This window comes from Roseinatronobacter thiooxidans, from assembly GCF_001870675.1.
GTDB classification, from domain to species: domain Bacteria; phylum Pseudomonadota; class Alphaproteobacteria; order Rhodobacterales; family Rhodobacteraceae; genus Roseinatronobacter; species Roseinatronobacter thiooxidans.
The window spans coordinates 71,633-86,091 of sequence record NZ_MEHT01000007.1 but is presented as its reverse complement, the minus strand read 5'-3'; the positions used below and the strand labels follow the sequence as shown (position 1 = coordinate 86,091).

The 14,459-nt window shown below is 62.1% G+C and carries 10 protein-coding genes; 7 read left to right on the top strand and 3 right to left on the bottom strand.

Annotated elements, in window-relative coordinates; genetic code table 11:
* The first annotated feature begins 12 nt into the window (after window positions 1–12).
* The 3 genes from BG455_RS03570 to BG455_RS03560 all read left to right on the top strand — a co-directional run bounded on the left by BG455_RS03570 (window position 13) and on the right by BG455_RS03560 (window position 6,273).
* A complete protein-coding gene (locus BG455_RS03570; protein WP_071468595.1) occupies window positions 13–3,930 on the top strand; it encodes a baseplate multidomain protein megatron in 3,918 nt (1,305 codons plus the stop codon).
* Between the two features lie 99 nt (window positions 3,931–4,029).
* Complete coding sequence (locus BG455_RS03565) at window positions 4,030–4,323, top strand: DUF7742 family protein (RefSeq protein WP_111361165.1); 294 nt, start codon at window positions 4,030–4,032, stop codon at window positions 4,321–4,323.
* Window positions 4,324–4,464: 141 nt separating this feature from the next.
* Complete coding sequence (locus BG455_RS03560; protein ID WP_071468754.1) at window positions 4,465–6,273, top strand: ABC-F family ATP-binding cassette domain-containing protein; 1,809 nt, start codon at window positions 4,465–4,467, stop codon at window positions 6,271–6,273.
* Window positions 6,274–6,701: 428 nt separating this feature from the next.
* Here BG455_RS03560 and bhcR read toward each other — a convergent pair whose 3' ends face one another.
* Window positions 6,702–7,514, bottom strand: a complete 813-nt coding sequence (bhcR, locus tag BG455_RS03555) for an HTH-type transcriptional regulator BhcR (RefSeq protein WP_071468593.1) — start codon at window positions 7,512–7,514, stop codon at window positions 6,702–6,704.
* 175 nt (window positions 7,515–7,689) lie between these two features.
* Here bhcR and bhcA point away from each other — a divergent pair, with 175 nt between their 5' ends.
* From bhcA to bhcD, 4 genes are all read left to right on the top strand, one after another.
* Window positions 7,690–8,880, top strand: a complete 1,191-nt coding sequence (gene bhcA, locus BG455_RS03550; protein ID WP_071468592.1) for an L-aspartate--glyoxylate aminotransferase BhcA — start codon at window positions 7,690–7,692, stop codon at window positions 8,878–8,880.
* Between the two features lie 54 nt (window positions 8,881–8,934).
* Entirely contained in the window at window positions 8,935–9,906 is a 972-nt protein-coding gene (bhcB, locus tag BG455_RS03545) for a beta-hydroxyaspartate dehydratase BhcB (protein ID WP_177190869.1), read from the top strand.
* A gap of 15 nt (window positions 9,907–9,921) precedes the next feature.
* Window positions 9,922–11,085 (top strand): 3-hydroxy-D-aspartate aldolase BhcC, encoded by a 1,164-nt coding sequence (gene bhcC, locus BG455_RS03540; protein WP_071468591.1) that lies wholly within the window; start codon window positions 9,922–9,924, stop codon window positions 11,083–11,085.
* 103 nt (window positions 11,086–11,188) lie between these two features.
* The gene (bhcD, locus tag BG455_RS03535) at window positions 11,189–12,151 is read left to right on the top strand and encodes an iminosuccinate reductase BhcD (protein WP_071468590.1); all 963 of its coding nucleotides are present in this window, start codon (window positions 11,189–11,191) and stop codon (window positions 12,149–12,151) included.
* Between the two features lie 134 nt (window positions 12,152–12,285).
* Here the strand turns inward: bhcD and BG455_RS03530 are convergent, their stop codons facing one another.
* Window positions 12,286–12,663 carry a c-type cytochrome gene (locus BG455_RS03530; protein ID WP_245735463.1) on the bottom strand — a complete coding sequence of 126 codons (378 nt, stop codon included), beginning with the start codon at window positions 12,661–12,663 and terminating at the stop codon, window positions 12,286–12,288.
* 167 nt (window positions 12,664–12,830) lie between these two features.
* Window positions 12,831–14,111, bottom strand: a complete 1,281-nt coding sequence (locus BG455_RS03525) for a PQQ-dependent sugar dehydrogenase (protein ID WP_245735462.1) — start codon at window positions 14,109–14,111, stop codon at window positions 12,831–12,833.
* Window positions 14,112–14,459: the final 348 nt, after the last annotated feature.

The following is a 14,459-nucleotide window of genomic DNA, read 5'->3' as shown; positions in this document are numbered from 1 at the left end:
ATGGAGTGACGCATGGCAACCTTGGTGCTTTCAGCAGTGGGCGCGGCGGTCGGGTCCGGTTTTGGCGGCTCGGTTCTGGGCTTGTCGGGCATGGTGATCGGGCGCGCGGTGGGCGCAACTTTGGGGCGCGTGATCGACCAGCGGCTGATGGGCGGCGGCTCTCAGGTAATCGAGCATGGCCGGATCGACCGGCTGCGCCTGACAGGGGCCAGCGAAGGCGCGCCGGTGCCGCGCGTCTGGGGGCGCGTGCGGCTGGGCGGGCAGGTGATCTGGGCCAGCGCATTCCGCGAAAGCGTGACCACGCGGGGCGGGGGCGGCAAGATTGTCAGAAGGCCCCGTGTCAGGGAATTCAGCTATTCGGTGTCGCTTGCGGTTGCACTATGCGAAGGGCCGATCCTTGGGGTCGGGCGCATCTGGGCGGATGGGCAGGAACTTGCCCCGTCAGATTTGAACCTTCGCCTGTATCACGGCGGGGAAGACCAGCTTCCCGACCCGCTGATTGAAGCGCTTGAGGGGGCAGGGCGGGTGCCGGCCTATCGCGGTGTGGCCTATCTGGTGATCGAGGATCTGGAGCTGGGCGAGTTCGGCAACCGCGTCCCGCAACTGAGTTTCGAGGTGATCCGCAACACCCAAAGCGACACGCCCCAATCGCTGAGTGATCATCTGCGCGCGGTGGCGGTGATGCCCGGCTCTGGTGATTTTGCGCTGGCAAGCAGCCCTGTTTATGTGCGCGCGACAGACAGCGATTTTGACGCTTTGCCGCATGCGGACACGCAGCCCATGAACCTGAATTCGGCCACAGGGTTAACGGATATTGCCGCGTCCTTGGAGGCGCTGGCGCGGGAATTGCCGCATGTGCAATCCAGCCTGTTGATTGTGTCTTGGTTCGGGTCTGACTTGCGGGCGGGCCTGTGCGAGATTGCGCCCAAGGTCGAATATTCCGACCGGACCGCGCCGGATCAGCCTTGGTCCGTCGCGGGGCGCGGTGCGCTTGATACGCCCGAAATCCCCCGCCTGAATGGCCGCCCTGTCTATGGCGGCACGCCCTCTGATGCTTCGGTCTTGCAGGCCATCGCGGCGCTGAAGGCGCAGGGGCAGGCGGTGGTGTATTACCCGTTCATCCTGATGGAAATCCTGCCCGAAAACGGCCTGCCCGACCCGTGGTCTGATGCAGAAGACCAGCCCATTTTGCCATGGCGCGGGCGCATCACCACCACCAAAGCCCCGGGCCAAAGCGGCAGCGCTGATGGGACAGAGGCCGCGAGCGCCGAGGTTGCGGCGTTCTTCGGCACGGCGCAGGCCAGTGATTTCACCATCGCGGATGGGGAAATCACCTATTCCGGCCCGTCAGACTGGCGCTACCGGCGATTCATCCTGCATCAGGCCGCGCTGTGCAAGGCGGCGGGCGGGGTGGATGCGTTTTGCATCGGCTCTGAAATGCGGGGGCTGACGCAGATTCGCGGCGCGGGCAACAGCTTTCCCGCTGTGGCCGCCCTGATCGCGCTGGCCGCCGAGGTGCGCGCCCTATTGGGGCCAGAGGTGAAACTGACCTATGCCGCCGACTGGTCGGAATATTTCGGCTATATCACGGCGCAGGGCGACCGTTTCTTCCATCTCGACCCGCTTTGGGCGGATGACATGATCGATTTCATCGGCATCGACAATTACATGCCGCTGTCGGATTGGCGCGATGGCACGGACCATCTGGATGCGGGCTGGGGCGATGTGCATAATCTGGAGTATTTGCGCGCCAATGTGGCGGGGGGCGAGGGGTTTGACTGGTTCTATGCCACGCAAACCGACCGCCGGATGCAGAACCGCACGCCGATTGCCGACAGCTCGGACTGGCAGGAACACTGGATCTGGCGCTACAAGGATTTGCGCGGCTGGTGGGAGAATGACCACCATGACCGCGTGGGGGGCGTGCGTGCGTCCAGCCCGACGGCATGGGTGCCGCGCTCGAAACCATTCTGGTTTACCGAATACGGCTGTGCGGCAATAGATCGGGGCACGAACCAGCCCAATGTATTTCTGGACCCGAAATCATCGGAATCCTTTGTGCCCTATTTCTCGCGCGGGTGGCGCGATGATGCGATCCAGATGCAATATATCCGTGCGGTGAATGCCTATTGGGCAGAGCCTGCGCATAACCCGATTTCCGAGATTTATGGCGGGCGTATGGTCGATATGGACCGCGCGCATGTCTGGGCATGGGATGCGCGGCCCTATCCGTGGTTTCCGGGCAATCAGGCATTGTGGTCGGACGGGGCCAACTGGGCGCGCGGGCACTGGATTATAGGGCGCGCCAGCGCGCAGCCGCTGGACGCGGTGATTGCCGAGATTTGCGCGCGCGCAGGTCTTGCAGATGTCGATACCCGCCGCGTGCATGGGGTGGTGCGCGGCTTTGCCATGCCCTCGACCGAGGCACCGCGCGCGATGTTGCAGGCGCTGATGCTGGCCTATGGCGTCGAAGCGGTAGAGCGCGAGGGCCGTCTGATTTTCCAGATGCGCAACGGGCGCGCGGTGGCGCATCTGGGGCCGGATGATCTGGTGCGCAACGACAGCGGTGATCTGGTGGTGATCCGCGCGCCAGAGGCGGAAGTCTCGGGGCGCGTGCGGCTGGGCTATGTCGAGGAGGGCGCGGATTTCGAGATGCGCGTGGCCGAGGCAAGCTTTCCGGGCGAGAGTGAGCGCCGCGCCTCGGGTTCTGACCTGCCGCTGGTGCTGACAGGGGGCGAGGGGGTGTTGATTGCGGAACGCTGGCTGGCGCAGGCGCGGGTTGCGCGCGACACGGCGCGGTTTGCTGTGCCCCCCTCGCGCGGGTTGGGCGCGGGCGATGTAGTGGCGCTGGATATGGGGGCGGGCGCGGCGCTGTGGCGGATCGACCGCGCAACCCTTGCAGGCGGGCGCGCGTTCGAGGCCACGCGCGTCGAGGATGCGCCCTACGCGTGGGGCGACACAGCGCGCACCGGGTCTGCGCTGATGCGCAGCCCCGCGCCCGCGCCGGTGCAGCCTGTCTTTCTGGACCTGCCCCTGATCACCGGCGAGGAGGTGGCGCAAAACCCGTGGCTGGCCGTGTCTGCGCGGGCCTGGCCGGGGGTGGTGGCAGTGCATCACCAAGCCGCGCCGGATATGTTTGAACTGGAAGCGCTGCTTGCACAGCCCGCGCGGCTGGGCGTAAGCCAGACCGCGCTGTTTGCCGCAGGCGCGGGGCTGTGGGATCGGGGGCCTGCGTTGCGGGTGCGGATGCTGTCGGGGCAGTTGGCATCTGCGCCGCCTGCCGCCGTGCTGGGCGGGGCCAATCTGATGGCGATCGGGGATGGGGTGCTGTGGGAGCTGTTCCAGTTTGCGGAGGCGGAACTGATTGAACCGGGCCTGTATGATCTGCGGCTGCGTCTGCGGGGCCAGTACGGCACGGATGGGGTGATGCCGCAGGTCTGGGCACCGGGGGCGCTGGTGGTGATGGTGGATAGCGCATTGGCGCAGATCGCCCTGCCGCTGGATGCGCTGGGGCTGGAGCGGGGCTACCGCATAGGGCCTGCCAGCCGCCCGCTGGGTGACCCCAGCCAGCGCGATATCAGCGCGGTGTTTCAGGGGGTGGGGTTGCGGCCCTACCGGCCTGCGCATCTGCGCGCGCGGTGGGATGCGTTGGGGGATGTGCATCTGACATGGGTGCGGCGCACGCGGCGCGGCGGCGATGGCTGGGGCGCGGCAGAGGTGCCGCTGTCGGAAACCTATGAGCGCTATGTTGTGCAGGTGCGAAAGGGTGGCGCGGTGCTGCGCGCGGTGGATTGTGACGCGCCAGAGTTCGTGTATTCCAGCCTTGCGCAAGTGCAGGACGGGGTTGAGGGCAGTTTCGCGCTGGAAGTGGCGCAAGTGTCGGATGTGTTTGGTCCCGGCCCCTTTGCGCGGCTGGAGATCGGGGTGTGACGCGCCCCCGCGCGCAGGCGGCCCGCCCGCCCACCCCCGCAAACCGGCTGCGCCGGTTTGCTTGCCGCCTGCGCGCGGGGGCGTCTGGCGGGGGCGGGGATGCGTGAGATCACGCAGGGCGATATCCGCGCGGCAGCGCGTGTGATGCTGGCCCATCCACAGGACCAGTGGCAGGGCGTGATGCAGCAGATGCTGTATCAGGCCCATTGCGCCGATTGTTGCCGCAAGGCGCTTGGGGTGGTGCATCCGCGCCTTGGCAACGGGACGTTGATGAGCGTTGCGCTGGCGCGCCAGCCTGTTTCTGAGCCTCTGCCCTCGGATCAGGATTATCTTGTGGCAATTCAGGCTGTGATTGCGGCCGTGCTGGACTGGCGGGCCGGGCGCCAGCGCTGACCCATGCGCCCCTTCCCGCAGATGACCCACCCACCCACCCCCGCGTCGCGGCTGCGCCGCGCCGCTGGTCATCTGCGGGCAGGGGCGCATGGGCTGCGAATTCCCCTTTCCCTGCCGCGCACACGCGCCTATATCGCGGCCATGGCACAAACACCTCTTTTGCAACTTTCGAATATCTCGCTGACCTATGGCGGCAATCCTGTCTTTGACGGGCTGGACATGGTCATTCAATCGGGCGACCGCGTGGCGCTGGTGGGGCGCAACGGCTCTGGCAAGTCTACCTTGATGAAGGTCATGGCGGCCTTGGTCGAGACCGACAAGGGCGCGCGCAGCCTCTCGCCCGGGGTCACTGTGGGGTATATGGAGCAAGACCCGGATTTCACGGGCTTTGCCACTTTGGGCGAATATGCCACCCAGAACCTTGACCCTGCCGAGACGTACCGGATCGACATGGCCGCCGAGGGGTTGGATTTTGATGCCAGCCTTGACCCTGCAAGCGCCTCGGGCGGCGAGCGGCGGCGCGCGGCGCTGGCGAAGCTGCTGGCCGAAGCGCCTGAATTGATGCTGCTGGACGAGCCGACGAACCATCTGGACATCTACGCCATTGCATGGCTGGAAGCGCGCCTGCGCGAGACGCGCGCGGCCTTTGTGCTGATCAGCCATGACCGCGCCTTCCTGCGCGCGCTCAGCCGTGCGACCTTGTGGATCGACCGTGGGCAGGTGCGCCGCCGCGAGGCCGGATTTGACGGGTTCGAGGAGTGGCGCGACACGCTTTGGGCGCAGGAAGATGACGCGCGCCACAAGCTTGACCGCAAGATCAAGGCCGAAGCGCGTTGGGCCGTGGAAGGGATCAGCGCGCGGCGCAAGCGCAATCAGGGCCGCGTGCGCGCGCTTCAGGATTTGCGCGCCGAACGCGCGGGCCAGATCAAGCGCCAAGGCACAGCTGCAATGGCGATGGAATCGGCCGCCCCGTCGGGCAAGCTGGTGGCCGAGCTGGAACATGTCCACAAGGCCTATGGCGAGCGCGTGATCCTGCGTGATTTCTCGCTTCGGGTGATGCGCGGGGAACGCGTGGCCTTTGTTGGCCCCAATGGCGCAGGCAAAACCACGCTGCTGCGCATGATCACCGGCGCGGAAGAGGCGGATTCGGGCACGATCCGGCGCGGCACCAATCTGGAAACCGCGATTTTCGACCAGAGCCGCGCGCAGCTGGACCCCAATGCCTCGCTCTGGGAGAACCTGACGGGCGACCCGCTGATGCGGGTGCCGGGGCAATCCGATCAGGTGATGGTGCGGGGCACGCCCAAGCATGTGGTGGGCTACCTCAAGGAATTCCTGTTTGACGAGGCGCAGGCGCGCGCGCCAGTACGCTCGCTTTCAGGGGGCGAGCGTGCGCGGCTGCTGTTGGCGCGGATCATGGCGCAGCCGGCCAATCTGCTGGTCTTGGACGAGCCGACCAATGATCTGGATGTCGAAACGCTGGACCTGTTGCAGGATATATTAAGCGAGTTTGACGGCACGGTTCTGCTGGTCAGCCATGACCGCGATTTCATCGACCGCATCGCCTCGACCACCTTGGTGTTCGAGGGCGAGGGGCGCGTGACCGCCTATGCGGGTGGCTGGTCGGATTATCAGGCGCAGCGCACCGATACCGCAGCCCCCGTGGCCGCACAGGCGGCCCCCGCCCCGCGCATGAAAGAAAAGGGCAAGGCAAAGCCCAAATCCGGCCTAAGCTATACCGAGACGCACCGGCTGGAAAAACTGCCCGCCGAGATTGCACGGCTGGAAGCGGAGATTGCGAAACTGGCGGGTTTGCTGGCGGATGCCGAACTGTTCACCCGCGAGCCGGTGAAATTCCGCAAAGCGACCGAGGCGATTGCCGCGCGCCAATCCGCGCTGGCGGCCGCCGAGGAAGAATGGCTGGCGCTGGCAGAGAAGGCCGAAGGGTGATCTGCGCAGGCTTTATGGGGGCTGTCGGGCGTGCTGGACTTTGCGGACGCTGACCTTTTGATGCAAAGCCACGCAGCGTCGGGCCGCGGTGCGGCGATGCATGCTTTGGGCTATAGCACTTTATGCCTGCCAAATCCGCGAAAGATCAAGGCTTTGCGCTTGAGGCAGCCAAATCGCCGTGCCGATGGTGCGGCCCGGCGATGCGCGGCGGCGCTTCGCGCCTTTGTTCCGCGCGGGGCGCATAAGGTCTGTCACTCCGGCAGGGGTGCGGGTTATCGTTTGGCGCTCTGCTCGTAAAAGATGGAAAGCCTGCAATGTGGGACTTTTCAGCTGTTCGCGCGGAATCGAGGGCCGCAGGCCCGACGCTGCGCGGCTTGGGTCACCTTTCCAATGGCCCCAAAGCCCTCAAATTCTCCCACACGCCACCCTTATTCTGGCACCCGTCCGCCCGTTGCCTCTGTCACGCCCGCCGCTGCGCGCCGGACCAGTTCGCCCATCTCGCGGGCGCGTTCCAGTGACAGACGGAACACAGGGCCAGAGATGGACAGGCCCGCCACCGGCTCGGCATGGGCGTTGAAAATGGGGGCGGCGATGCAGCGCATGCCTTCGGTGCGTTCCTCATTGTCGATCGCATAGCCCCGCGCGCGCGTGCGCGTCAGGTCGTTTTCCAGCCGCGCCGCATCGGTCAGCGAGGCAGGCGTGAACCCCGGCAGGCCCAGTGCCGTGATCCGCGCCACGCGGGCGGGCGGGTAATAGGCCAGCAATGCCTTGCCGATGCCCGAGACATGCATCGGGCTGCGCGTGCCGGGCGGAAAGAAGGCGCGGATCGCTTCATGGGTTTCCACCTGCGTCAGAAATAACACTTCGTCCTGTTCCTCGACCCCCAGATTGGCCGTCTCGCCGCTTTCGCGCATCAGGGTTTGCATCGCCTCTCGGGCGCGTTCTGCCAGCTTGGTGCGCCGCAAGAACGCAGAGCCGATGCGAAACGCGCCCGCGCCAATATGCCAACGCTGCCCCTGTGCTTCCAACTCGACCATGCCATGGGTCTGATAGGTGCTCAGCACCCTGTAGACTGTCGCGGGCGATTGATGCGCGGCTTGTGCAAGTTCTGTCAGCGTCAGACCGCTGCTTTCGGAGAGGACACGCAAAATTCCCAAGGCGCGGTCAAGCGACTGGACGGTGTTCTGTTCGGTCTTGTCGTGAAAGGCGCGGGGGCGACCGCGGGGTTTCGTTTCTGCCATAGTCCCTCGCTTTTTTCAGAATCACAACAAAGCTTTCAAGTGGTGAAAAACAAATTAGGCAATACTGTCAGAGGGTAACTGACTTTTTTCGCGTTGTAAAAAATAATTTCAAAAAAATTGCACTGAGGGAGCGGGCGCGATAATGTGCAGCTAAATCAAGGGGGAGAAGAAAACTATGTCTGCGCAAAACCCTGTCTTTATTCCGGGTCCGACGAATATTCCCGAAGAAATCCGCAAAGCTTGCGACATTCCCACGCTGGATCACCGCTCTCCTGCATTTGCGCGGATGTTCAAGCCTGCGGTAGCTGGCATTCGCCGCGTTCTGGGAATGCAGCAAGGCGAAGTCATCATTCTGCCCTCTACCGGAACTGGCGGCTGGGAAGCGGCCATTACCAACAGCTTGTCCAGTGGTGACAGGATTCTGACAGCGCGGTTTGGCATGTTCAGCCATCGCTGGATCGATATGTGCCAACGCCACGGGCTGGATGTGCAGGTGATCGAGGCCCCATGGGGGATGGGCATCCCGCTGGCCGAGATGGAGGCCGCTTTGCGGGCCGATACCTCTCATAGCATCAAAGCCGTGCTGGCCACCCATAATGAAACCGCGACAGGTGTGAAATCCGATATTGCGGGGCTGCGCCGCGCGCTGGATGCGGCGGGCCATCCGGCGTTATTGTTTGTGGATGGCGTGTCTTCCATCGGCTCGATGCCGTTCGATATGGCGGGGTGGGGCGTGGATATTGCGGTTGCAGGTTCGCAAAAAGGGTTCATGCTGCCTGCGGGGCTGGCAATTCTTGGTGTGTCGCCCAAAGCCCTGCGGGCAATGGACAGCGCAACCCTGCCGCGCACATTCTTCGATTTCCGCGATATGCTGAAAGCCTATGCTGCGGGGGGGTACCCCTATACGCCCGCAGTCGGGCTGATTGCAGGGCTGGCAAAGTCCATCGAGATGCTGGAGGATGAAGGGCTGTCACATGTCTATGCCCGCCACCACCGTCTGGCTGAAGCCACGCGCCGCGCGGTCGCGGCATGGGGCATGTCCCCCTGCGCTGCCACGCCTGATCTGTATTCCGACACTGTGACCGCCGTTGTGGTGCCCAATGGCTGCGATGGCACGGAACTGGTGCAATTGGCGGCCACGAAATATGGTGTGGCCTTTGGTGTGGGCCTGGGCGAGGTTGCGGGCAAGGTGTTCCGCATCGGCCATCTGGGCATGCTGAGCGATGTGATGTTGCTGTCGGGGCTGGCCACGGCAGAGATGTGCATGGCCGATCTGGGCTGGAAGGTGCAGCTTGGCTCGGGGGTGGCGGCGGCCCAAGACTATTTGCGCAAATCTGCAAATGCCGCGCTGGCGGAAGCGGCGTAACCGGGGCGCTGCCCCGGACCCCGGAGTATTTTCCCGCAAGAAAATGAGGACGAGATGAAAGACATGACAGATATGTATATCCCGACCTATGACGATGTTCTGGCCGCGCATGCGCGGATCACGCCTTATATCCACCGCACGCCGGTTCTGACATCAGAGTATTTCAATGCGCTGACGGGGGCAGAGCTGTTCTTCAAATGCGAGAATTTCCAGAAAGCGGGCGCGTTCAAGGTGCGTGGGGCGTCGAATGCCGTCTTTGGGCTGTCTGACGAGATAGCGGCCAAAGGGGTGGCCACGCATTCCAGTGGCAATCATGCGCTGTCGCTGAGCTATGCGGCAGGGCGGCGGGGGATTCCGTGCCATGTGGTGATGCCGCGCACAGCACCGCAAGCCAAGAAAGATGCAGTGCGGGGCTATGGCGGGATCATTACCGAATGCGAGCCGTCCACCACATCGCGCGAAGAGGTGTTTGCGCAGGTGCAGGCCGCAACAGGGGCGGAGTTTGTGCACCCCTATAACGACCCGCGCGTGATTGCAGGGCAGGCGACCTGTTCCAAGGAATTCATGGAGCAGGTTGAGGGGCTGGAGTGTGTGATCGCACCCATCGGGGGCGGGGGCATGGTGTCGGGCACCTGCCTGACCCTGTCCAATATTGCGCCGCATGTGAAGATTTACGCCGCCGAGCCGGAACAGGCCGATGATGCCTATCGCAGTTTCAAGGCGGGCCATATCATTGCCGATGACGCGCCGGTGACGGTTGCGGACGGGCTGAAAGTGCCGCTGAAAGACCTGACATGGCATTTCGTGTCGCACCATGTGACCGATATTCTGACCGCGTCCGAGCAGGAAATCATCGATGCGATGAAGCTGACATGGCAGCGCATGAAAATTGTGATCGAGGCAAGCTGTGCTGTGCCGCTGGCCACGATCCTGAAGAACCCCGAAGTCTTTGCCGGCAAGCGTGTCGGCGTCATTATCACTGGTGGCAATGTCGATATGGACACATTGCCATGGATCACGAAATAAGGGGAGGCTGAGATCATGAATGCACCAACCAAGTTTGACGGGCTGGAAGTGGGCTATGACGTGCCTGCATTGCCGGGAATGAATGAGGGCGATATCCAGACGCCCTGTCTGATCCTTGATCTGGACGCGCTGGAGCGCAACATCAGGAAAATGGGCGATTACGCCAAAGCGCATGGCATGCGCCACCGCGTGCATGGCAAGATGCATAAATCGGTTGATGTTGCGAAACTGCAAGAGTCCCTTGGTGGGGCCTGTGGGGTTTGCTGCCAGAAGGTGAGTGAGGCCGAGGTCTTTGCGCGCGGGGGCATCAAGGATGTTCTTGTGTCAAATCAGGTGCGTGACCCGGCCAAGATCGACCGGCTGGCACGCATGCCGCTGCTGGGCGCGCGCACGATCTGCTGTGTGGATGATCCGGCCAATGTTGCAGATCTGTCAGAGGCGGCAACCCGCCACGGCACCCAGATCGAATGTCTGGTCGAGATTGATTGCGGCGCGGGGCGCTGTGGTGTGACCACAACGCCTGCTGTGGTCGAGATTGCCCGCGCGATTGACGCCGCACCGGGGCTGAAATTCGCAGGGTTGCAAGCCTATCAGGGTGCCATGCAGCATATGGACAGCTATGAGGACCGCAAGGCCAAGATCGCACTCGCCGTGGCGCAGGTGAAGGATGCGGTCGACACGCTGAAGGCTGAGGGGCTGGACTGTGACATCGTGGGCGGCGGCGGCACAGGCAGCTATTATTTCGAGAGCACCTCGGGCGTGTATAACGAGCTGCAATGCGGGTCTTATGCGTTTATGGATGCCGATTACGGGCGCATTCTGGACAAGGATGGCAAGCGCATTGATCAGGGCGAATGGGAAAACGCGCTGTTCATCCTGACATCGGTGATGAGCCGTGCAAAGCCCGGAAAGGCCATTGTCGATGCGGGGCTCAAGGCGCAATCGGTGGATAGCGGCTTGCCTGTGATCTTCGGGCGCACGGATGTGACATATGTGAAATGCTCGGACGAGCATGGGGTGGTCGAAGATCTGGGCAATGTGCTTCAGGTCAATGACAAACTGCGCCTTGTGCCGGGCCATTGCGACCCGACCTGCAATGTCCATGACTGGTATGTGGGCGTGCGCGGTGGCAAGGTCGAGACGCTCTGGCCAGTATCGGCGCGCGGCAAAGCGTATTGAGCGGCGCAGTCCCGGGCTTGACCCGGGACCTCTGGGCTGCCTGACCGAGAGGCCCCGGATCATGTCCGGGGCCATGTTGTGACCAAACTGAAAGGACCACCTTATGTGGATCGTTCCGGAATCCGTTATTGCCGATCTTGTCGATGAACACTCTGCCTTTGACGCGATCGAGGCCAGTTTCGCCGCAATGGCGCGCGGGGATGCCTATAATTTCCCTGTCGTGCGCGAGGCTTTGGGCGCGGGGCGGCAATACGGGTTCAAGTCCGGTCTGGACCGTGTCGGCGCGCTGCTGGGTGTCAAGGCAGGTGGGTATTTCCCCGGAAATGCGGATCGCGGCATCCCCAACCACCAGAGCACGGTCTATCTGTTCGACCAGGACAGCGGCAAGCCCACCGCAATCGTTGGCGGCAATCTGCTGACCGCGCTGCGTACCGCAGCGGCGTCTGCCATTTCGATTGCACATCTGGCCCGCAAGGATGCCAAAGTGCTGGGCATGGTGGGGGCGGGCCACCAAAGTGCGTTCCAGATGCGCGCGGCGGTGCGCCAGCGGCAGTTTGACCGCGTGATCGGCTGGAACCTGCACCCCGACATGTTGTCGCGTCTGGCCGAGACGGCAGCAGAGCTGGGCCTGCCTTTTGAAGCCGTCGATCTGGACCAGCTGGGCGCGCAAGCGGATGTGATTATCACGATCACCTCCAGTTTCGATGCGATTTTGCAAGATGCCCATATCCGCCCCGGCACCCATCTGGCCTGTATGGGCACTGACACCAAGGGCAAGCAGGAACTTGACCCCGCGATCCTGACGCGCGCCACAGTATTCACCGATGAGGTGGCACAATCCATCAGCATTGGCGAGGCGCAGCATGCCGTTGGCGCGGGCATTCTGCATGCCGATGCGATTGTCGAGATTGGCGCAGTCATTAACGGCACCCATCACGGCCGGCGTGACGCGCAAGAAATTACAGTATTCGACGGCACAGGTGTGGGGCTGCAAGATCTTGCGGTCGCGTCACGCGCCGTGGCGCTTGCCATCGAGCGCGGGCTGGCGCAGAAGATCGACTTCTGAACGCCAGTGCCGTGGCCCGCCGGGCCACGGCGCGCCTGCCAGCGCATGTGCGAGAAGATCGCCCTTCGGGTGCTACAGGGCAGCGGCTGCCAGTTCGGAGTGCCAAGCGCCACATTAAAAAATGTGGCATCGGGTTATCTGAAGTCTTCAGAGATAAAGGCCGCGAGGTTTGCGATCTCCGCGTCGGATAATTCCGCTGAGACGGGCATCATCAACGCGGAATTCGGACCAATCGATTCTCCCGCACGATATCGTTCCAGCCTGTTCGAGATGTAGTCCGTGTCTCTTCCCTTAAGTGATGGAAAGCTTGCCATTCCCCGTCCCGCACGACCATGACATTGCGCGCATCCGTCAGCATATAGCACCGCGCCGGCGTCCATATCCACGGCCTCGAATACCCCATCCGGCTGGCCAGACTGTTCTATGGCGACTGCCGCAGGCTTGGCGCTTTCAGTTGCAAAGGCAGGCATTACAAACACAAACATGGCTGTAATGCTGGCAAGACTTCTCATGATTTAGTTCCCTTGGTTATTTTCAGCGCATTCGGCGCTGATATTTCTACCAGCACCGAATGGCATTTTTAGATTGAGATGCAGAGGCATCCGTCAAAAGTTAGGGCGTGTCGACAAGATCAGGACAGCCCCCCGCATCGCAGTGTCGCCATACGGGGGGAGGAGCGTCACTCTGCCATAATACGAAAGATGTCTCCCTCATCAATCGCAGCATAAAGAGCGCCATCTGGCCCCTGCACCAGCGACCGGAAACGACCTGATCCCATAGGGAGTGGCATCTCCATGACATCATGGACTGAAAGGCCGTCTTCTGCCATGTGAATCAGGTCAATGCGTTGCCCAACTGGCGTTCCGCCGAAACCAATACCCATGAGGCCAACGGCCATGCGGCCATTCCATGCTCCCCAATGATCGCCGGTCAAGAAGACAGCAGAAGATGTGCCTTGCGACAGCCCGTTATTATCCCATGCCGGAGGCATGGCGTCGGGGTAAGTGACAAAATCTGTCATCGGCATGTAGGCTGCGCGTTCTTCTGGGTCTAGCGCTTCCATCTGCACAGGCTCGTATCCACAGTAGCCATCGGGACACTCACCACGCCCTGCCATATTGGGACGCGGATCCCAGCCGCCATTTCCACCGGGCACGAGTGCGGTAATTTCATCAGAATGCCATGGTCCATGCTCTGCGGTAATCGCTTGTCCAGTTTCAGGATGGAAGGCGATGCCCTGAACATTGCGATGCCCATAGGTATAGATGCGCGGGTCAAAGCCGTCTGGCGCATTGTTGCCTTCGGCGGCATTTCCGTCACGGTCGATACGGATCACCTTACCCCCAAGCAGTGTCGGACTTTGAGGGACTTCGGCGCCGTGAATATCACCTGTCGTAAGGTATAGATATCCGTCAGGCCCAAACCGAACCCGCCCGCCATTATGCGCGCCCGGACCACCAAACGGCTGGTCGCTTGCTTCAGGCTTGTAGGGCACGCTGTCAATCAAGTCTGTACGGTCTGCCACGCCGGACAGGTCTTCATTAACAGTAAACCGCATCAGGCGATTGGTGCCGGGCGCTGTCATGCTGGACGTGGAGTAGACATAGAGGAAGCGATTGTCATCAAACTCAGGATCGACAGCAACGCCCATCATCCCTGCCTGACCTTCGCAGAACAGATCGTCAGCCGTGCTGGCATAGTCGGAAGTATCGACCATCCCCAGAAGTTTGTTCACGTCCCCATCTGGCAATTTGACCGACAGACCGAGGCATTTCTCGGTGAAAAACATCGTCCCGTCTGACAGAAAGGCCATGTCCCAAGGGTTATCCAAGCCAGTCAAAACGGTGGTATGGCTCAGACTTGGCGCGTGGCCGTCAGAAAGCGAAGCCGTTGGTACAACTGCTGCAATAGATGTGGCCATGATTGCAGCGATAGGTAGTTTTCTTGATGGTAGTTTCATTTCAGCACCTCCCTTGATGGGGTATCCCCCTGACTAAGCGTCACTATCTGATCCAATGTGAAAAAAAGAAAAAACACATGCAGTGTGATACAGACAGTCAACGCTGCCGATTGCGCGCTCTTTTGTCGCGCACCCCGACAATAATTCAGCTTTTGCCAGTTGGAAGTTGATAAAAGGTCGTAGATGCAGGTGCAGCATCACTTCCTTTTTTCCGCTTGTGCGAAAACGCTGCCATTTATGAAACAGGCGTTGCGCAATCAGGTGTTTGCATTGGTGCGGTGGGACTCATCGGCCACAACACAGTGGCCATGGTTGCGAACTATGCCAGTGCCGAGCGCCAGAAGGTGC